This is a genomic window from Ignavibacteriales bacterium (genome assembly GCA_026390795.1).
Lineage (GTDB): Bacteria > Bacteroidota > Ignavibacteria > Ignavibacteriales > Melioribacteraceae > Fen-1258.
This window is the reverse complement of record JAPLFG010000003.1, coordinates 221,438-242,041: the sequence shown is the minus strand read 5'-3', so window position 1 is coordinate 242,041 and position 20,604 is coordinate 221,438. Positions and strand designations below refer to the sequence as shown.

The following is a 20,604-nucleotide window of genomic DNA, read 5'->3' as shown; positions in this document are numbered from 1 at the left end:
ATTAGATAGTGATATTAATAAAAAGCAAACGCGAAATAGATTACATTCGTGAAAGTTGCAAAATAGTAGCAGAGACATTACAATTAGTGAAGCGTAACGTCAAAATTGGCGTAACGACACAAGAGCTGGATAAAATTGCCGAAGATTATATCTTAAGCAATAACGCTCGTCCCGCATTCAAAGGTTATTCGCAAGCGGGATCGTTCGATTTTCCAGGCTCAATTTGTTCTTCTATTGATGATGAGGTTGTTCACGGGATTCCCGGCAACAGAGTTTTGAAAGAAGGTGAAATTCTTTCCATTGATGTTGGAGTCGAAAAGGACGGATACTTTGGAGATGCAGCTCTTTCGGTAGCAGTAGGTAAAATTTCCGACTCAAAACAGAAACTGATGGATGTAACCGAAAAATCTTTATATCTCGGTATCGAGCAAGCAATTGAATTGAACCGGATTGGAGATATTTCAAATTCTGTCCAAGTTTATGTTGAGGAAAACGGATTTTCAGTTGTTCGAGATTTGTGCGGACACGGAGTTGGAAAACATCTTCATGAAGATCCTCAGATTCCAAATTATGGAAAAAAAGGAAACGGAGCTGTTCTTAAAAACGGTATGACCTTGGCTCTTGAACCGATGGTTAACATGGGATCATATAAAGTTATTGTTGCTGAAGATGGATGGACGATTTTAACCGCTGACGGAAAACCTTCGGCACATTTTGAACATACAATTGCAATTATTGATGGTAAACCAGAAATTTTAACGAAGTGTGAATAAAAATAGATGGCAAAACAAGGACCGATAAAGGTTGACGGAGTTGTAACAGATACATTACCAAATGCGCATTTTAAAGTCCGCCTAGATAACGGTCATGAAATCCTTGCTCATATTTCCGGTAAAATGAGAATGCACTTCATAAAAATTTTGGTTGGCGATAAAGTAGCAATAGAACTTTCGCCGTACGATTTGAATAAAGGTAGAATTACATACAGATATAAATAACGGAGAAGAAATAAAATGAAGGTCCGCTCATCTGTTCGCAAGATTTGTGAGAACTGTAAGATCATTAAAAGAAAAGGGGTTGTAAGAGTGATCTGCAAAAACCCTAAACACAAACAAAGACAAGGTTAAACCTAGGAGGTTATAGATTTGGCTCGTTTAGCTGGTGTTGATTTACCAAAAAATAAAAAAGCTTATATCGGATTGACCTACATCTTTGGCATCGGTGATAAATCTTCTATGGAGATTTTAACCAAAGCCGGTGTAAACCCCGATAAAAAAGTTTCTGAACTGACCGAAGAAGAAATTGCAAAGATTCGTTCCGTAATGACTTCTGAGTATAGAGTTGAAGGTGCGCTTAGAAGCGAAGTCCAACAAAACATTAAGAGATTAATGGATATTGGTTCTTATCGCGGTATTCGTCACAGAAGAGGTTTGCCTGTCCGCGGTCAGCGTACTAGAACTAATTCAAGAACTCGTAAAGGTAAACGTAGAACTGTTGCCGGTAAAAAGAAAACTCCGGCTAAGAAGTAATTAATAATTTTTTTTGAGGAGTAAAATTGGCAAAGGTTGTAAAAAAGACTAAAAAGAAAGTTCACGTTGATGCTGTTGGCGTGGCTCATATTAAAGCCTCATTCAATAACGTGTTGGTTACGCTAACTGATATTTACGGAAATACAATTTCTTGGTCCTCAGCCGGTAAAAACGGTTTCAAAGGCTCAAGAAAAAATACTCCGTTTGCTGCCCAGGTTACAGCAGAAGCTGCTGCTAAAGAAGCGCACGATTTAGGATTGAGAAAGGTTGATGTGTTCGTAAAAGGACCCGGATCCGGAAGAGAAGCAGCAATTAGAGCGTTAAGTACTGCAGGTTTGGATATTCTTTCAATTAAAGATCAAACTCCAATACCGCATAACGGATGCCGACCACCAAAACGAAGAAGAGTTTAATAGGAGAAACTTTAGATGGCAAGATACACTGGTCCCAGCTGCAAATTATGCAGAAGGGAAAAACAGAAATTATTTTTAAAGGGAACTAAATGTTTATCGGAAAAATGTCCGCTTGAACAAAAAAACTACGCTCCGGGTCAACATGGTTTGACACGCAGAGCAAAGTTTTCTGAATACGGCGTACAGCTTAGAGAAAAACAAAAAGTTAAGAGAATTTACGGCTTAATGGAAACCCAATTCCATAATATTTTTGAAACGGCTAACCGCCAGAAAGGTATTACCGGCGGTAATTTGATTAAGCTACTTGAAAGAAGATTGGACAATGTTGTATTTCGTCTTGGATTTGCCCCCTCTAGAAAATCAGCTCGTCAATTAGTTCTTCATGGACATTTCTGGGTAAACGGAAAGACTGTTGACATCCCATCATATACTCTCGCACCTGGAGATTTAATTTCAGTTCGCGAAAAGAGCAAAAAGCTGGATGCTATTCATAATTCCTTAAGAAGAACAAAAGACAACGTTTACAATTGGTTGTCTGTAGATAAAGCAACTTTATCCGGTACTTTCTTAAATGTTCCGGAGAGAGAAGACATTCCATTGAATGCTAACGAACAATTAATTGTTGAGTTGTATTCTAAGTAATTAATAAAAATTAAAGAGGATACTAAATGAGCTATCCATTTATAAAAATGCCTGATGGCGTTATTCTCGATGAGTCTTCATCCAAAGAGAATTTTGGAAGATTTATAGTTCAACCTCTCGAAAGAGGTTTCGGAGTTACACTGGGCAATGCCCTTAGAAGAGTATTATTGTCATCCTTAACCGGTGCTGCAATTAATGCTGTTAAAATTGAAGGCGTTCTTCATGAATTTTCTACAATTCCTGGTGTTGTTGAAGACGTTACAGAACTTATTCTTAACTTGAAGCAAGTTAGAATGAGAATTACGAATAAAAAAACTACAGGCTGCGAAATTTCTCTCAGCGGTTCAAAAGAATTTAAAGCAGGTGATATTCAAAAATATTGCCCGGATATAGAAATATTAAATCCCGATCTTCACATTGCAAGATTGAATTCCGATGCAAAGCTAAATATGGAATTACGTTTTGGAATTGGCAAAGGTTATGTCCCTTCATTAGAACAAAAAATTCTCGAAATGACGATTGGAACCATTCCAATTGATTCCATCTATACACCAATTGTCAATTGCCGCTACGATGTAGAAAATGTTCGTATAGGTGAGAAGAATGATTTCGAAAAACTTTCACTCGAAATTCAAACCGATGGTTCCATAACTCCTGAAGAAGCTCTTTCAAGTTCTGCAAAAATTTTGAAAGATCACATTCAGATGTTCATCAACTTTGACGCTGAGCCTGAAGAAGAAAAAGTTGAAAATGAAAAAGACGCCGAAGCAGAGAGAATCAAAAAGATATTATTGACAAGTGTTGATGATCTTGAATTAAGTGTTCGTTCTCATAACTGCTTGAAAGCCGCTAACATCAAAAATTTATCTGACCTAGTTAGAAAAGATGAAAGCGAAATGCTGAAGTTCAGAAACTTCGGAAGAAAATCTTTAGCCGAATTAATTGAGATCGTTGATAATCACGGGCTCGAATTCGGTATGGACGTTGATAAATACATAAAAGATAAACCAGAAAACAATTAGTATTCCATAAGGTTGAAGAATGAGACATGGCGTAAAAGGAAGAAAATTAGGTAGAACTGCAAGTCACAGATTAGCTACATTAAAATTGTTGGCAACATCTTTACTTCAGCATAAAAAAATTAAAACAACCGCAGCAAAAGCCAAAGAGCTGCGCAGATTCGTTGAACCTATCATTACAAGAGCAAAAACAGATTCCGTTCATGCGAGAAGAATAATTGCTGAAAAAATTAATGATAGAGCTGTTCTTTCAGAACTGTTTAGTGACATTGTAACCAAAGTCGGCGATAGACCCGGCGGTTACACCCGCGTAGTTCATCTCGGACAGAGAAAAGGCGACGGCGCTCACATGGCAATAATCGAATTGGTCGATTACAGCGGTGTTATTAAACCTAAAGCTCCTAAGAAAACAAAGGGCGAAGAAAAACCAACTGAAACTGCAGAAGAAGTTAAAGCAGAAGAAAAGAAAGAGAAAAAGGAAAAGGCTGCTAAAAAAGCGGTAGTTCCAAAACCAAAAAAAGAAAAATCACCAAAAGAAAAAATCACAAAAGAAAAGATTACCAAGACTACAAAGACTCCGCAGAAAAAAGGCAGTTAATTTTAGGATTATAGATTAATTTGAGAAGAGTAATCGGGTTCGGTTACTCTTTTTTATTTTTATGAAAAAAATTGAGTTCATTAAATCCGTTTTTAATCTTGGTGAATTACCAAAAGAAAACTTGCCAACGGTTGTCCTTTGCGGTCGCTCCAATGTTGGAAAATCCTCTTTCATAAATTCCGTTTTTAATACAAAGATGGCAAAGACTTCCTCCTCACCGGGAAAAACCCGCTCAATAAATTATTATCTCGTAGAAAAGAAATTCTTCATTGTTGATTTACCCGGCTTTGGTTACGCAAAAGTTTCGAAGAAAGAACGCGATGCGTGGCAGCTTTTACTTGAAAAATATTTTTCAATGAACGAAAACATTAAGTTGGCAATTCACATTATTGACAGCCGGCACGATCCAATGCAGCTTGATATTGAACTTAATAATTTTCTGCGGAACAAAGAGATTCCTTATTTTCTGCTTATGAACAAGTCCGATAAGTTGAAGCAGGCCGAAATGGCTTCGGCTAAAAAACGGGTTGTACAATTTTTCCCGGAAATTATACCCGGGGAGAACATGCTTTTCTATTCGACTATAAAAGCGACCGGTAAAAAAGAAATTGTAAAACATCTCACTTCGCTCTTCCTTATATGAAAATATCTTAAATCTTTCTTATTATTGAATTGGCAGTTGATACTTTTTAAGCTTCTAGCCAAATATTTCTACATAATCTCTAAGAAGGACAATGGGAATCAAAGAAAAAATTAAAAAGAGAGTCTTCATTTTCTTGTTTATTCCCATTCTCATCGCCATTCCATTTTTTACAGAAGATACATACATACGTATTATTTCCGGTGTCGTTCTTTTAATATATGCCGGATTTATAATATTTCTTCGTGATTCAATGCGGGGTGAATCGTTTGATCAGACCTACGAACCAGATCTTTTTGAAGATGAAGAAAAAAACGAAAGAGATTCTTATGAAACTGATACCGGTGAAGATTTTAAAATAATTTCACCAACTAAGAATATTGAAATAATTACTTCCGAAAATTTTGGAAGTTCATTCAGCAAAGGCAAGCAAGATTTTTTCAAACCGCCGGATTTTAAAACAAATTACGATAAAATTGCTCTGGAAGAATTGCCGGAAGATGTTAATCACGATGAACAATTCGGTTTTGTTCTTGAAAAAATTCTAAGTGTTGTTAAAGATTCTTATATGGCTCACACAGCGGCATTCTTCTGGTACAATAAAAACAGAAAACGTCTAACGCTTGAACGTTACGTAACGAGTTCATCACAAATCAAACAGCAGAAGTTCGATCTCGAAGATGACATCCTTGGTAAAATTGTTCAAAGAGAAGAGCCTGAACTTTTAACCGATATCGCTACCAATGCAGAGATTGATGTAATTCGTTATTACGGCGTTCCCCAAGGAATTAAAAGTTTTGTCGGCGTTCCATTATTTTACGGAAAACATTTGACTGGAATTCTGGCTTTAGATTCAAAAATGAACGACGCGTTCGGTATTGAACAAGTCTATTCATTAGGTAGAATTGTCCGTGTCATTTCAATAATCATCTCATTATTCGAAGAAAAATTTTCAGAATCGCAAGCGGATCAACGGTTGAAAACGCTTCTCAGCATTTTAGGTGCCGACAAAAAATTTGAATCGGAAGTAGATGTTCATCAGACCATTGAATCTTCAATGCAAGGTTTGCTCGATTGGGATTCTTTTACCTTGGTTTCATATAATCCTTCAGAACAAAAATTTAAGACTACAAAAATCATTAATAAAACATCGCTAAAGTATGTCGGCGAAAATTTAGAGATCGACTTGAACGGAACATTGGTTGGAAGAGCGATATTAAGCGCCACACCAGTAAAGATTGACGATACATCTTCATCGGAGATACCGCGTTTTGCAAAAACCGAAGATGTAAGTTTTGACGGTTCTTTCCTTGCGATACCTCTTGTGTATGATGAACATAATTACGGAGTTCTTTGTTTTGAAAGTCTAAAGAAAAATGTCTATTCAAACAATGAAGTTTCTTATATAAAAAATGCTACCAAAATATTTGCTTTTATACTTCATTCTTACTCGACGATAAATATTTTAAAAGGATTGCTCTCCGTAGATATCGAAACTAAAACATTGAACTACGATGCGTTTATTGAACGGTTCACAATTGATCTTGTGCGCAGCAAAGAGATCGGAATTCAAGGTGCTATAGCAGTTATTAAACTTGATGAATTCTTGGAGCAGGAAACTCTTTTTGAAGGAGATCCATTTCCTAAAGTTCTCCGGACTATCGGGCAAATGATAAAAGATGAAATGACACCGCTGAATTTACTTGGACGAATAAGCGAAAAAGTTTTTGCGGTTTATTTTTTCAATATGTCTCCCAAAGATGTTTTTTTATGGGCTGAAAAATTAAGAATTAAAATTGCTCGCAAAGCGATTGCAGTTGCATCTAAACAGACAACTTTTACAGTCTCGATTGGTGTTGCTACAACGACAAATAAAACCGATGTTCAGGAAATCTTAACTAACGCAGAGCTCGCATTAAAAAAAGCGATTGAGAAGGGCGGTAACTCTGTTAAAAGTATCAGTTAATACCCGGGTTAATCTTTGAATAATTTTTTTATAATAGTGCTCGATGGTGTCGGGATAGGTGAACTGCCTGATGCAAAAAATTATTCCGATGAGGGAAGTGATACTCTCGGGAATATGGCAGAACGTCTCGGTGGTTTAAATCTGCCGAACTTAGAAAAATTCGGTTTAGGGAATATCCATCCAATCAAAGGAATTGAACCGCAAGTTTCACCAATTGCTTCTTTTGGTAAGCTTGCAGAAATCTCTCCCGGCAAAGACTCAACTACAGGTCACTGGGAACTTGGTGGATTAAAAGTTGAAATTGAATTTCCTTTTTATCCTGAAGGATTTCCTAAAGAACTTATTGATCGGTTTATGAAAGAAACCGGTGTTAAAGGAATTCTTGGTAATTACGCCGCATCCGGAACTGAAATTATTAAAGATCTTGGCGCTGAGCATGTAAGAACTGGATTTCCAATTGTTTATACATCGGCAGATTCTGTTTTTCAAATTGCGGCACACGAGGATGTAATTTCTTTAGAAAGATTGTACGAGATCTGTTCAATTACCCGTCAGAAAGTTCTGATTGGAAAAGATTCTTGCGGAAGAGTAATTGCCCGTCCGTTCGAAGGATCTGAAGGAAATTTTAAACGTACGACTAATAGAAAAGATTTTTCATTAGATCCACCCGATCCAACGATTCTTGATTATTGTTTGAGTAATGGAATAGAGACTTATGCAATCGGGAAAGTTAATGACCTTTTCAACTACAAAGGAATTAAACATCAGTTAAAGACAAAATCCAATCAAGAAGGAATCAGCAAAATTATAGAAGTTGCAAAAAGTGTTAAAGGTTCATTAATTTTCACAAATCTAGTCGACTTCGATGTTTATTTCGGGCACAGAAATGATCCTGAGGGATTTCACAAAGCACTTCAAGAATTTGATGAACGATTACCGGAGATATTGAATTCATTGGATGAAACGGACTGTTTGATATTAACGGCTGATCATGGTAACGATGCGACCGATATCAGCACAGACCATACGCGCGAGTATGTGCCGCTTCTTTTCTACAAAAAAAATATAGGCGGTAAGAATCTAGGCATCCGCAGGACTTTTGCTGATGTAGCGCAGACAGCGGCGCATTTTTTCAAGATCAACAATGATCTGCACGGAACAAGTTTTTTAGAAGAGTAAATAGCCGACTCTATTTATCCTCCGTTAATTGGAGAAATCATTTTGACGATGGTTTGACCCTTACAAATATTTTTAATAAAGTTGCGACCGAACATTCAGCAAAAATTGTCTTTTGAATAGTATTAGTATATATAGTAGACAGTTACTTAACCAGAAAGAAAGATCGTAGTAAAAAAATATTTCATATAAAGAACAGCGAGGATGAATTGGTACTTGGAAAAGTTATCGGAACAGTTTGGTCAACAAGAAAAGACGAAAATCTTGTAGGCGCAAAATTTTTAATTGTCCGGCAGCTAGATCTTGAATACAAGCCGAAAGAAGCAACAGTAATAGCTGTGGATTCGGTTGGAGCCGGTGTTGGAGAAGTTGTATTGGTAGCACAGGGAAGCTCTGCGCGTCAAACCACGTTTACAAAAAATAAACCGGTTGATGCTGTAATTATGGCAATTGTGGATAAGCTCGATATTTCAGTGAAAGAAAAAAAGAAAGAGGCGGTTGAGGTCTAATGCATCTTGGCAGAGTAATAGGAACAATATGGGCGACAAGAAAATATGAGACTCTTGCCGGTTACAAAATGCTTTTTGTTCAGCCGATTAATGCAGAGTATAAAGACCTTGGCGGACCGATTGTGGCGTTAGATACAGTGGGTGCCGGGGCGGGAGAAATTATTTTTTATGTTACTGCAAGCGAAGCCGTAATTCCGCTTGATGTTGAAATGGCTCCAGTTGATGCTTCAATTGTTGGGATTGTTGATTCTATTAATGTTCAATCCGTGTAGGAGAAGTAGTTTTGAAAATCACAAAACAGTTCACTAACAGAGAAAGTCAATCGTTAGATAAATATCTTCAAGAGATCGGAAAAGTTGATCTTCTTACACCTGATGAAGAAATTGAACTTGCTATTCGAATCAGAAAAAATGATCAGCTTGCTCTGGAAAAATTAGTCAAGGCAAATTTGCGTTTCGTGGTTTCGGTTGCAAAACAGTATCAGAATCAAGGTCTTACACTTGGTGATCTAATTAATGAAGGAAACCTAGGTCTAATAAAAGCTGCGCGTAGGTTTGATGAAACGCGCGGATTCAAATTTATTTCTTATGCTGTGTGGTGGATTCGCCAGTCAATTCTGCAGGCACTTGCCGAACAATCGAGAATTGTACGCCTTCCTTTGAATAGAGTCGGTGCTTTAAATAAAATTGGAAAAGCTTACAGTAATCTTGAACAAGAATATGAACGTGAACCAAGCGCTCAAGAACTTGCCCAAGAACTTGATATGGATATCAGTGAAGTCTCCGATACTTTAAAAATTTCCGGTCGCGCTGTTTCTATGGACGCTCCATTTGCACAAGGTGAAGAAAACCGGCTGCTGGATATTTTAGAAAACGATGAAGAACCTTCTCCCGATCAATCTCTAATGTCAGAATCACTCAGGCGTGAAATTGAAAGAGCATTGTCAACATTATCCGAAAGGGAAGCCGAAGTGATAAAACTTTATTTCGGTTTGAATAAGGAACATTCACTCACTCTTGAAGAGATTGGTGAAAAATTTAATCTTACACGTGAACGCGTACGCCAAATTAAAGAGAAAGCAATTAGAAGATTACGACATGCTTCTCGCAGTAAAAATTTAAGATCATACTTAGGCTGACCGGCCATACAAATGAGGCTAATATATTTGACTAGAACTTTACTTCTGGGACTTCTTGTTCTTGCAATTTTTGTGAGTTGTTCCGCATCGTCAAACGCGCAGCGTTATAAAAAAAATAAAGAAAAACCGGCAGCACCATTAAAAACTCATTCAAAAGACACAGTAAAAAAATCTAATTCAAAGAATGAAAGAATAATATTTAATGATCCTGCAGATTCATCATCAACCGACGATGAGTTTGACGAACCGCCTCCGGCTGGAACCCCAATTGATAAATCCAAGTTCGCGTTTAATATCGATAAACTGAAAGAATTTAGCGTTGTGCTTACTTCGCGTGAAAAAGTATTATTGGAAGTGATAAAATTTTTAGATACTCCTTATAAATATGGCGGAAGTACACAAAACGGAATAGACTGTTCTGCTTTCACATTACAAGTTTTTCAGAGCTCACTTTCAATTGACCTTCCACGCTCTGCAAGAGAGCAATATTCTGTAGGAGAGAAAATATCAAAAGATGATCTGAGATTCGGCGATTTAGTATTTTTTAATACTCGCCGTGCTTCTAATCCGGGTCATGTTGGAATTTATCTTGGCGAAAACCAATTTGTTCATGCAAGCCGCTCTCTTGGTGTTACAGTCTCATCTCTCGATGAAGCTTATTATAAAAAACGGTACATTGGGGCAAGAAGAGTAGATCAAATCGAACAATAATTGTGACCATTTCGCGTCAATATCCTTTTCAATCCAAATTGAAATTAAGATCAGTTTGCCTTAATTTTAATTACCAACTAAAACATTTCGGAGTGAACAATGGAATTTAGAATTGAAACTGACACTATGGGTGAAATGAAAGTGCCGGTAGATAAGTATTATGGCGCACAGACAGCAAGATCATTAATGAACTTTAAAATCGGCGGTGAAAGATTTCCAGCCGAGTTGATACGAGCACTTGGAATTGTAAAAAAAGCAGCCGCTCTTACAAGCCATGAATTAGGAAGTTTACCTAAAGAAAAATTGGATTTGATAATTAAAGCTGCCGATGAAGTGATTGACGGAAAATTGAATGATCATTTTCCTCTTGTAGTTTGGCAGACCGGCAGCGGAACTCAAACCAACATGAATTGCAATGAAGTTATCTCCAACCGCGCAATTGAAATGGCTGGAGGAGTAATGGGCAGCAAAAAACCAATCCATCCTAACGACGACGTTAATAAAGCTCAATCTACTAACGATGCATTTCCCACAGCAATACATGTTGCCGCTGTCGAAGAAATTCACCGCCGTTTGATTCCAATGGTTACTAAATTGAGAAATTCATTAGATGAAAAAGCAAAAGAGTTTAAAGACATAATAAAAATAGGCCGTACGCATTTAATGGATGCAACTCCACTTACTCTTGGAGATGAATTCAGCGGATATGCAATGCAATTGACTAATGGATTAGCACGAATTAGCGATTCATTAAAGCGCTTATATGAAATTCCTCTTGGCGGAACTGCAGTAGGAACCGGTTTAAATGCTCATCCGGAATACGCGGTAAAAGTAGCCGATACAATTTCCAAGTTGACCGGTAAACCTTTTAAAACAGCGCCTAATAAATATGAAGCTATGGCTGCCAAAGACGCGCTTGTTGAAATGAGCGGTGTGTTAAAAACTATTGGCACTTCATTATTAAAAATATCGAATGATATACGATGGCTCGGTTCAGGTCCACGTTGCGGTATTGGCGAAATCTCATTGCCGGAAAATGAACCGGGAAGTTCAATCATGCCGGGTAAAGTTAATCCAACTCAATCGGAAGCAATGACGATGGTTTGTGCTCAAGTTTTTGGCAATGATGTTACAATTAATATTGCCGGCTCGAGCGGAAATTTTGAATTAAATGTTTTCATGCCTGTTATCGCTTTCAATGTTCTTCAATCAATTAAATTATTAGCGGATGCGTGTGAAAGTTTCAGCGAACATTGTGTTGAAGGAATTACTGCAAACGCAGCGAACATCAAAAAACATCTTGAAAATTCTTTGATGCTTGTTACATCGCTCAATCCGGTTATTGGATATGATAACGCGGCAAAAGTTGCAAAGAAAGCTCACAAAGAAAATAAAACTCTAAAAGAAGCAGCAATGGAACTTGGACTTCTTACATCGGAAAAATTTGATGAAGTAGTTCGTCCGGAAAAAATGATTGGTCTCAGAAAATAATAAAGATCATCAAGTTGTAAATAAAATTGAATCTTAGTGTCTTTGTGTCTTGGCGGCTGATAAAATTATTTTGCCGCGAAGGCACTAAGACTCTAAGTGATAATCTAAACTCTGAAATAGCTTCGTTTACTATTCGTTTTAAGAACTATGAAAACGCTCACTAATATTTTCATATTAGTTTTTTGTTTTACACTTATTAGTTTTTGTTCCGCGACTGAATCCGAATCGAATTACACAATTGGAACGGTAAAATTTCTTTCATTTGAGGGAGGATTTTACGGTATTGTAACCGATGATGGGAAAAGTTTAGATCCCTTAAATCTTTCTAAAGAATTTCAAACTGATGGAAAACGAATTCTATTCAAGTATATTGAGAAAAAAGAAATGGCAAGTTTCCACATGTGGGGAAAGATAATCGAAATTATTGAAATCAAAGAACTGAGATAAGCTTTTTAATTGATCTAACATTTATTGGTATTTATGAAAATCGCACTAGTCCAGCAGAAGGCAACTGCAAACAGAGAACAAAATATTCAGAATGGTGTTGATGCCGTTAAGAAAGCCGCTCACTCCGGAGCTAAGATAATTTCATTTTCGGAACTGGCATTTGTTCCTTTCTTCCCTCAGAAATCTTCATCAGCAAAACCATTAGAAATTGCTGAATCAATTCCTGGTCCGACTACAAATATATTTTCTAAACTAGCCAAAGAATTAGATGTCGTTATAATTCTGAACCTATATGAAATAGATAAAGACGGAACATACGATTCATCTCCGGTCATTGATGCGGACGGAAAAATTCTCGGCACTACGAGGATGATTCACATTACAGATTATCAATGCTTTCACGAAAAAGATTTTTATACTCCCGGTAATAACGGCACTCCGGTTTATAAAACTAAATTTGGAAAAATCGGTGTGGCAATCTGCTATGATAGACATTACCCTGAATATATGCGTGAACTTGCAATTAATGGCGCTGAGATTGTTTTTGTGCCTCAAGCCGGTGCTGAGGGCGAGTGGCCGGATGGTTTGTATGAAGCCGAAATGCGCGTCGCGGCGTTTCAGAACGGATATTACACAGCGTTATGCAACCGGGTTGGTGAAGAAGAATGTTTGACTTTCTCGGGTGAATCGTTTGTATGCGATCCGGAGGGAAACGTTATTGCCCGAGCGGGATTAGGAACCGAAGAAATTTTGTATTGTGATGTTGAACTTGATAAATGCAAAACTTCTCATGCAAAGAGATTATTTCTCAGAGACAGAAGACCGGAGCTGTACGAAGATTGGTTTAAGCACCGCAAGTGAAAAAGATTCTAATTAACCGAGCTATAAGAGATGAATAATTTTGATGGAATAATTTCGTTATTAATCGCATGCATTGAACTTGTTTACATTATCAATCTCTTGATCTTTGCCGAGAAGAATACAATCAACAGATACACAATTGGAATAATTGCACTTCTGTTCGGCTATCAATTTTTTGAATTTCTTATCTGTTTTGTCGGTATTCAAAAACAAATTATTATCTATCTCGCATTTTTTGATATAACTCTTTTACCGCCTCTTTGCTTATACGCTGTTCTAAAGTTTTCGGCAAGAGAAACTCAATTCAGCAAACTTGTTTTTATTCCGGCTCTCTTTTTCATCGTTTACTATCCGTTCGTGCTTGATCAATTTGCAGTTACAAAGTGTACTGTACTTTATGCATCATACCATTATCCATTGGGCGAGTTATACGGAATCTTTTATTATCTGCCAATTATCTTTTCAATTATAATTCTGAACAAAAAATGGGGGGCGGAAAGAGATCCGCTTCAGAAATCTCTTACAAGAACATTTCTGTTCGGTTTCCTATTCACATTTATACCCTCAATGATCCTTGCAATCGCAATTCCGACATTTTTAACCGCGGTCGAAAGTTTGTTATGCAAACTTGCGTTCGTATTCGCATCATTCTTATTTTATTTTGCGTTAAAGAATAAACATAAATTAGAAGGGAAATAAATTGCAAGAAACAATTTTAAATATATATCTGATCATTGATAAGAATATTGTCACCGCTTACAAATGCAAAGCTTATCAACAGGATGGAAGCGATGAAGAAAAAATTAAATTTTTGAAAGAACAAGCAAAAGAAGATTTTTCTAACTCATATCATTTTGATGCGCCTCAAAATAAAAGGGGCGAATTCATGTCATATAAAAAATTTTCAAAGATTGAATCGCAAGGACTGCAATACAAATTATTTGAAGAAATATTCGAAAAATTTCACGTACCGGAAAAACCGATGGTATGTGTTACTCCGGTTGTTGATGGCGATGTCTGGGCTAACTAAAAACTGCTTGTAACATTTCATTCCTAATGGGGTCTAATTGTAAAGCTCATTTATTTTAGTTGGGGTTATGATCAGCAAAGATAAATCGGTTACGGAATTATTCAACTCTTACTCGAACGATGTCCTCAATTATTCAATGAGCATTCTTAAAGATCATGATGAAGCGAAAGATGCCGTTCAGGAAGTCTTTATCCGTTATATAAAAAATGAAGAGAATTTTAGGGGGGACTGCAGTTACAAAACATGGCTTCTCACCATTACACGGAACTATTGTCTAAAAAAACTGAACGGAAGATCAAGCAAAACCGAAACATTAGATGATAATTTTATCGAAGCGAACGAATCCAGCATCGAAACAAAAATTTCTTTAAATGACGCCCTTGATAAACTAACTGCAGAAGAGTATGAACTTATTTACTTAAGAGATTATGAATGCCATACGTACCATGAAATGGCTTTGATACTTGGTGTTACAGTCGATAACATAAAAGTGAAACTCTTCCGTGTGAGAAAGCATCTTAGAAAATATTTAGAGTAGAGGTTACTATGAAACATTATGAATATGAAATAAATCTATTTGCAGATGGTGAATTGCCTATAGGAGATCAAACAGAATTGTTCGCCCATCTTGCCGAATGTGCCGAATGCCGAAAAACTTTATCTGACTATTTACTCATGAAAGAAAGATCGAGAGAATTTTGTTCTAAGAATATTTCTCATATTATGAACAAACCATCAAAACAAAATGTCATCTACAAAGTTGGATTTTACACAAGTGCCGCTGCGGCTGTGATCCTTTTAGTCATCATGATCACAAACAAACCGGCACAAACATATATCACTAAAAACGAAGTCAGAGTCGACACTGTCTTTGTTCAAAAAGAAATACCAATTGCACAGAACCAAAATGTAAAGAACAACTCTTTAACTCCCGGGAAGAAAGAGTTGATTGAAGAATCATCACAAAAAGCTTATCTGCATTATCTAATGAGTTTGCGTACTGTGAAAATTACCGACGCAGATGTAATCAAAACAAGAAACGGGAGCTAAAAATGAAAAAAATATTTGTAGTCATTATACTTATTAATATTTGTGTATCCGCACAAAAAAAAGATTATACCAAATATTTAATTGGAATAAAAATTGAGAGCAAATCTGATTTTGGTCAGACGGCTTATTCCAGAGAGCAAAATGAAAGTGGATTTATCACCGGGTCATTTTATTGGGGAAGGTCCGGATTGTTTGGTGTTTCTGCCAACTTAAATTCCTCATTCTTTAACTCATTTTCGGAGTATTTCTGGTTGAATGCAAAGAATCGACCCCTCAAGCTAGATGAACAAGAATATCTGAAATTAATTTCGAAAGACAATGAATTTGATACAGCAGATAAAATTGTAGATTTCAGTTTTTCCCCACAGAAAGCTGGTACAGATTCAGTGCTCTTATATTGCAAATATAATCTTTACAAGAAAAAATCAGTGGAATCTCCGAACCGGTTTAATTATGAAATCACCTTCGATGAATGTTTAGTAAAAATCAAATTAGAGAAAGATGAAGAGTTAAAGATTTGGGAAAACGAATTTCCGACTTTAAAAATGAATATAAAATGTTCTCGAAATGAGGAAAAGCTAGTGACTAGTAAACGTGAACGTCTGTTGAGCGATGTGAATGAAGATACTTATGACCCTGCTGAGGTCTATAATCTATCGAACTTCCAATTTTTAGCAAAGTTATCAGAACTGGTTAAAACAAATTTCTCGATGGGTATGGAATGGATCAGAACTAACAAAAATGGTGACCAAATATTAATGAAGAGGACTTACTCACCATTGAAAGTGCTTTCTCAAATTAATACCAAAGGGGGAGAAGAAAATTTCAACACTAGTTTTTATTCGGGATTAGTTACAGCTCCGTTTCGTATCTATAATCCCGAAAAGTTGAGCCTTCTAAATGAATCACAAAAAAGCAGAGAAAAAAAGGTATTTTATTCTATCCTTGGAGCACCGATCAAAAAAGAGAATAATAAATACACAATTCAATTAGTAATTTGTCAAGGTGTTGCAGACAGCCGAATGTTTTCTTTGAAAAAAATTGAGCTCGGAGTTGACGAAAGAATTAAAATTGAACTTCCCTCAGTACATTGGACCTGGGAAGAAAATGTTGATGGAGAAAGACTACTTCTAAATGCAGATACTGATTATAACAAATACGTAAACGATTATATTATCCTCTCACTCGAAAGCGATAAATAAATTCCATTCATAACAGAGCCGGGATTAATTCTAAATCGATTCCGGCTCCACATTTAATAGCTCTCTTCTGTTTGCATATTTTGGCTTACCGCCTTATCTTGAATTTAAATTTTGAGGGAAAATTGTATGGCTATCTATAAAGATTTCAAGACCATTCCGCAACTTTTTCAGATTATTACAAAGGATTTTGCAAAGGGGAAAGACCGGGCTGTATTAAAATATAAAACCGGCGATCAATGGATCGGGATAAGTTATGATGAGCTCTTCAGAGAAACAGAAAACTTTGCGTTGGGACTTGCTGCAATGGGCGTCAAACGAAACGATAAAGTTGCAATCATTGCTGAGAACCGACCAGAATGGGTATACTCCGATATGGCAATTCTTGGTTTGGGCGGAGTTGATGTTCCTCTTTATCCGATCTCAACTTCTGAGACAATTGAATTTTGTCTTAACAATTCGGAATCTGTCGGCATAATTGTTTCGAACAAGTTTCAGCTCAATAAGGTTTTGAAGGTAAGAAATAATTGCAAAAATCTCCGCTTCATTATAGTTATGAATAATGCGGAAAATGGAAATGAAAGAGACGTATTCAGCTTTTCGGAAATTCAATCCAAAGGTTTAGAGTTCGGGAAAGATCATTCAAATTATTTTTCTGAAAACTGTATGCTTACTAGAGAAAATGAGCTATGCACAATCATTTACACTTCCGGTACAACCGGTGAACCAAAAGGTGTTATGCTCACTCATAAAAATATTTGTTCCAACATAAAAGGCGCTCACGAAATTTTTGATATCGGAGAGACCGACATCTTTCTTTCGTTTCTACCGCTATGTCATATCTTTGAGAGAATGGGCGGTTATTATACAGCGTTCTCTTGTGGCGGTTTGATTGCATATGCTGAAAGTATTGAAAAGATCGCAAGTAATATGGAAGAAATTCATCCGACAATTTTAACTGCTGTACCGCGTCTATTCGAGCGGATGTACAGTAAGATAAAACGGAACGTTGAAACCCAGCCGGAAAAGAAACAGAAAATTTTTAATTGGGCAATTGAGATCGGAAAAGAATTTCAAGTCGCTAAAAAATCCGGTAATCCTATCCCAATATTTTTATCGCTCAAACACAAACTTGCCGATCGACTTGTCTTTCATAAATTGAGAGAAAAGACCGGCGGTAAATTACGCTTCTTTATTTCCGGCGGTGCCGCGCTTGCAAGAGAATTGGGATTGTTCTTTGAAGCTGCGGGAATATTAATTATTGAAGGATACGGGCTGACAGAATCATCACCGGTAATCGCTGCTAACAGAGTAAACGATTACAAATTCGGAACAGTCGGCAAAACCATGCCCGGTGTTGAAATTAAAATCGCGAAAGACGGTGAGATTCTTGCATACGGTCCAAATATAATGCAAGGATATTACAAGAATAAAAAAGAAACCGAAGAAACAATTAAGGACGGCTGGCTTTACACCGGAGACATCGGTGTTTTTGATGCCGAAGGATTTCTGATAATTACTGATAGAAAAAAACATTTGTTTAAAACTTCCGGTGGAAAATATATTGCCCCGACTCCGATTGAAAATATGTTCCTCGCGAGTAAATATATTGATCAATTTATTCTGATAGGCGACCGCAGAATGTTTTTGAGCGCATTGATAGTTCCGGATTATGAAGCTTTGAAAGAATATGCCGATGCAAACAGAATTCAGTACAAATCTCTCGAAGAACTTGTTGAGATGAAACAAATTTATGAACTGCTCGATAAAGAATTAGATATTTTTCAAAAGAAGCTTGCCAACTTTGAACGCGTTCGCAAGTTCGCCATTCTCGATAAACCGTTTACAATCGAAACAGGAGAACTTACGCCATCACTCAAAATCAAACGGAAAGTTGTGGAAGAACGGTACAAGGATTTGATTGAAGATATGTATAAAGGTCTCGAAGGTTAATATTTTACAAATGTATTTAGTAATCTCGCTCTTGATCGTGATCTTGCTCTTTATTTAGAGATCAAGATTACGATTAAGAGCTTGAACAAGATTTCATTCTAAAACGGCACTATCAATAACTTAATCCTTTCTGCGAATTTTCTTATATTTGCACTCAATAAAATCAATTTGCGAGATTTATTTTGGCTAATGAGAAAATCCTTGTTACTTCAGCGCTCCCTTATGCGAATGGTAATATTCATCTAGGACATCTAAGCGGTGCATATCTACCTGCTGATATATACGTCCGCTATAAACGCTTGAAGGGTGATGACATCCTTTATGTATGCGGTTCGGATGAACACGGTGTCCCGATAACAATCACTGCGGACAAAGAGAAAGTAACACCAATACAAATTATTGACCGTTACCATAACATGAACAAAAATGCTTTTGAAAAATTCGGAATGAGTTTCGATATCTATTCGCGCACAAGTTTGCCGATTCATCATGAAACCGCGCAGCAATTTTTCAAATCATTTCACGATCAAGGAATATTGGTTGAAAAAAAATCAATGCAGTTTTACGATGAAAAAGCGAAAATGTTTTTGCCTGACCGGTATGTAGAAGGAACTTGTCCTCGTTGCGGAAATGAAGAAGCCCGAAGCGATGAATGTGAAAGATGCGGTTCTCTTTACGATCCTTCCGAACTGAAAAATCCGAAAAGCAAAATTAGCGGCGAGACTCCAGTTTTGAAAGAAACTTCTCATTGGTTTTTCCCTTTGGGTAAATACCAGGAAAGATTAGTTAAATATGTAGATGAGATGAATGAAAAGTACGGTTGGAAAGATAACGTTCTTCAATATTGTAAGAGTTGGTTTAATGACGGACTAAAAGACCGTGCTGTAACACGCGATCTTGATTGGGGTGTAAAAGTACCACTCGACGGAGTTAATAATAAAGTTCTATACGTTTGGTTTGAAGCGGTTCTCGGATATATTTCTGCTGCAAAAGAACTCTCTAATAAACGCAACGAACCCGATTTGTGGAAATCGTATTGGCAAGATCTCAATACAAAATACGTCGCTTTCATTGGAAAAGATAACGTTGTATTTCATACAATTATTTTTCCTGCAATGCTAATGGCCTGGAACGATGCAAATGAGGATAAGTTTGTTTTACCGCAGAACGTTCCGGCTAATGAATTTTTGAATTTTGAAGGAAAGAAGTTTTCTAAATCACGAGGATGGGGAATTGATGTTGATGAATTTTTAAATTTATTCCCAGCCGATCTGCTTCGTTATACTCTTGCGGCAAATCTACCTGAAAATAAGGATACAGACTTTTTCTGGAAAGAGTTTCAAGGGCGTACAAACAATGAACTTGCCGACATTCTAGGAAATTTTGTAAACCGAACTCTCACATTTGCACACAAGCATTTTGAAGGTAAAGTCCCGGTTCTTGGAAAACTTGAGAAGATTGATTCTGATATGCTCGAATATTTGAAAACGCAACCGCTCAAAATTGCTGATCTTCTTGAGCGTTATAAAATTAAAGATGCTGTTTTTGAAATGATGAATCTTGCGCGTGCGGGAAATAAATATTTCAATGATTCCGAACCATGGTTAAACTCGAAAAAAAACATGGAACAATGTGCAACTACAGTTAATATATGCTTGAATACAATTTTTACTCTTGCTGAAGTATTCGAACCGGTGATTCCGTTTTCAAGCGTTAAGATTTTTAAAATGTTAAATATTAGACCAACTATTTGGGAAAAGTGCGGTAATGTAAATATGCAAGCCGGGCACGTGCTTAATGAGCCGGAAATTCTTTTCACAAAGATTGAAGATAAAGTGATTGAAGAGCTGGTGCACAAATTACCTCATAGCGATGAAACTCCAAAAGAAGTAATTGAAGAGATTACAATTGATGATTTCAAGCGGGTTAAATTACGTGTCGCAAAAATTATTGCAGCGGAAAATGTTAAGAAAAGCGATAAACTCTTAAAATTGCAAATTGATTTAGGAACCGAGAAACGCCAATTAGTTGCAGGTATCGCTAAAAGTTATTCTCCGGAAGAATTGATCGGAAAAAAAGTTATGATAGTAGCGAACTTAAAAGCGGCTAAACTTTTTGGAGTTGAATCCCAAGGAATGATTCTGGCCGTAGATACACCGGAAGAGGGAAAAGTAAAAATTATTGAGATTGACGAATCAATAAATCTTGGCACTACAGCTAAATAAATTTTAA

General features: G+C 36.7%; 24 protein-coding genes and 1 pseudogene. All 25 read left to right on the top strand.

Going from position 1 to position 20,604, the window contains the following annotated elements; translation table 11 throughout:
- The first annotated feature begins 8 nt into the window (after positions 1 to 8).
- The 25 genes and pseudogenes from map (at position 9) to metG (ending at position 20,597) form a co-directional block, all read left to right on the top strand.
- The gene (map, locus tag NTX65_04595) at positions 9 to 773 is read left to right on the top strand and encodes a type I methionyl aminopeptidase (GenBank protein ID MCX6168594.1); all 765 of its coding nucleotides are present in this window, start codon (positions 9 to 11) and stop codon (positions 771 to 773) included.
- A gap of 6 nt (positions 774 to 779) precedes the next feature.
- Positions 780 to 998 (top strand): translation initiation factor IF-1, encoded by a 219-nt coding sequence (gene infA / locus NTX65_04590; GenBank protein MCX6168593.1) that lies wholly within the window; start codon positions 780 to 782, stop codon positions 996 to 998.
- A 15-nt stretch (positions 999 to 1,013) separates the two neighbouring features.
- Positions 1,014 to 1,127: a 50S ribosomal protein L36 gene (gene rpmJ, locus NTX65_04585; GenBank protein MCX6168592.1), complete on the top strand. Its 114-nt coding sequence runs from the start codon at positions 1,014 to 1,016 to the stop codon at positions 1,125 to 1,127.
- An 18-nt stretch (positions 1,128 to 1,145) separates the two neighbouring features.
- Entirely contained in the window at positions 1,146 to 1,529 is a 384-nt protein-coding gene (gene rpsM / locus NTX65_04580) for a 30S ribosomal protein S13 (GenBank protein ID MCX6168591.1), read from the top strand.
- A gap of 26 nt (positions 1,530 to 1,555) precedes the next feature.
- Entirely contained in the window at positions 1,556 to 1,942 is a 387-nt protein-coding gene (gene rpsK, locus NTX65_04575; protein MCX6168590.1) for a 30S ribosomal protein S11, read from the top strand.
- 15 nt (positions 1,943 to 1,957) lie between these two features.
- The gene (gene rpsD, locus NTX65_04570) at positions 1,958 to 2,584 is read left to right on the top strand and encodes a 30S ribosomal protein S4 (protein MCX6168589.1); all 627 of its coding nucleotides are present in this window, start codon (positions 1,958 to 1,960) and stop codon (positions 2,582 to 2,584) included.
- Between the two features lie 26 nt (positions 2,585 to 2,610).
- Positions 2,611 to 3,606, top strand: coding sequence for a DNA-directed RNA polymerase subunit alpha (locus NTX65_04565; protein ID MCX6168588.1), 996 nt, complete (start codon positions 2,611 to 2,613; stop codon positions 3,604 to 3,606).
- A 19-nt stretch (positions 3,607 to 3,625) separates the two neighbouring features.
- Positions 3,626 to 3,976 (top strand): annotated as a pseudogene (rplQ, locus tag NTX65_04560) (50S ribosomal protein L17).
- Positions 3,977 to 4,262: 286 nt separating this feature from the next.
- The gene (gene yihA / locus NTX65_04555; protein MCX6168587.1) at positions 4,263 to 4,844 is read left to right on the top strand and encodes a ribosome biogenesis GTP-binding protein YihA/YsxC; all 582 of its coding nucleotides are present in this window, start codon (positions 4,263 to 4,265) and stop codon (positions 4,842 to 4,844) included.
- 91 nt (positions 4,845 to 4,935) lie between these two features.
- Positions 4,936 to 6,807, top strand: coding sequence for a GAF domain-containing protein (locus tag NTX65_04550; GenBank protein MCX6168586.1), 1,872 nt, complete (start codon positions 4,936 to 4,938; stop codon positions 6,805 to 6,807).
- A gap of 15 nt (positions 6,808 to 6,822) precedes the next feature.
- Positions 6,823 to 7,986 (top strand): phosphopentomutase, encoded by a 1,164-nt coding sequence (locus NTX65_04545; GenBank protein ID MCX6168585.1) that lies wholly within the window; start codon positions 6,823 to 6,825, stop codon positions 7,984 to 7,986.
- A 206-nt stretch (positions 7,987 to 8,192) separates the two neighbouring features.
- Complete coding sequence (locus NTX65_04540; protein ID MCX6168584.1) at positions 8,193 to 8,492, top strand: EutN/CcmL family microcompartment protein; 300 nt, start codon at positions 8,193 to 8,195, stop codon at positions 8,490 to 8,492.
- Entirely contained in the window at positions 8,492 to 8,764 is a 273-nt protein-coding gene (locus tag NTX65_04535) for a EutN/CcmL family microcompartment protein (GenBank protein MCX6168583.1), read from the top strand. The genes NTX65_04540 and NTX65_04535 overlap by 1 nt, the downstream gene beginning before the upstream one ends.
- Before the next feature lie 11 nt (positions 8,765 to 8,775).
- Entirely contained in the window at positions 8,776 to 9,630 is an 855-nt protein-coding gene (locus tag NTX65_04530; protein MCX6168582.1) for a sigma-70 family RNA polymerase sigma factor, read from the top strand.
- 27 nt (positions 9,631 to 9,657) lie between these two features.
- A complete protein-coding gene (locus NTX65_04525) occupies positions 9,658 to 10,341 on the top strand; it encodes a C40 family peptidase (GenBank protein ID MCX6168581.1) in 684 nt (227 codons plus the stop codon).
- A gap of 99 nt (positions 10,342 to 10,440) precedes the next feature.
- Complete coding sequence (fumC, locus tag NTX65_04520; GenBank protein MCX6168580.1) at positions 10,441 to 11,832, top strand: class II fumarate hydratase; 1,392 nt, start codon at positions 10,441 to 10,443, stop codon at positions 11,830 to 11,832.
- A 147-nt stretch (positions 11,833 to 11,979) separates the two neighbouring features.
- The gene (locus NTX65_04515; protein MCX6168579.1) at positions 11,980 to 12,279 is read left to right on the top strand and encodes a hypothetical protein; all 300 of its coding nucleotides are present in this window, start codon (positions 11,980 to 11,982) and stop codon (positions 12,277 to 12,279) included.
- 33 nt (positions 12,280 to 12,312) lie between these two features.
- Positions 12,313 to 13,140, top strand: coding sequence for a hypothetical protein (locus NTX65_04510; protein ID MCX6168578.1), 828 nt, complete (start codon positions 12,313 to 12,315; stop codon positions 13,138 to 13,140).
- A 30-nt stretch (positions 13,141 to 13,170) separates the two neighbouring features.
- A complete protein-coding gene (locus NTX65_04505; GenBank protein MCX6168577.1) occupies positions 13,171 to 13,839 on the top strand; it encodes a hypothetical protein in 669 nt (222 codons plus the stop codon).
- A gap of 1 nt (position 13,840) precedes the next feature.
- Entirely contained in the window at positions 13,841 to 14,170 is a 330-nt protein-coding gene (locus NTX65_04500; protein ID MCX6168576.1) for a hypothetical protein, read from the top strand.
- Between the two features lie 67 nt (positions 14,171 to 14,237).
- The gene (locus tag NTX65_04495) at positions 14,238 to 14,708 is read left to right on the top strand and encodes a sigma-70 family RNA polymerase sigma factor (protein ID MCX6168575.1); all 471 of its coding nucleotides are present in this window, start codon (positions 14,238 to 14,240) and stop codon (positions 14,706 to 14,708) included.
- A gap of 8 nt (positions 14,709 to 14,716) precedes the next feature.
- Positions 14,717 to 15,220 carry a zf-HC2 domain-containing protein gene (locus tag NTX65_04490; protein ID MCX6168574.1) on the top strand — a complete coding sequence of 168 codons (504 nt, stop codon included), beginning with the start codon at positions 14,717 to 14,719 and terminating at the stop codon, positions 15,218 to 15,220.
- Between the two features lie 2 nt (positions 15,221 to 15,222).
- Complete coding sequence (locus NTX65_04485) at positions 15,223 to 16,422, top strand: hypothetical protein (protein MCX6168573.1); 1,200 nt, start codon at positions 15,223 to 15,225, stop codon at positions 16,420 to 16,422.
- A gap of 126 nt (positions 16,423 to 16,548) precedes the next feature.
- Positions 16,549 to 18,372, top strand: coding sequence for a long-chain fatty acid--CoA ligase (locus NTX65_04480; protein ID MCX6168572.1), 1,824 nt, complete (start codon positions 16,549 to 16,551; stop codon positions 18,370 to 18,372).
- Positions 18,373 to 18,554: 182 nt separating this feature from the next.
- Entirely contained in the window at positions 18,555 to 20,597 is a 2,043-nt protein-coding gene (gene metG / locus NTX65_04475) for a methionine--tRNA ligase (protein MCX6168571.1), read from the top strand.
- Positions 20,598 to 20,604 lie beyond the last annotated feature (7 nt).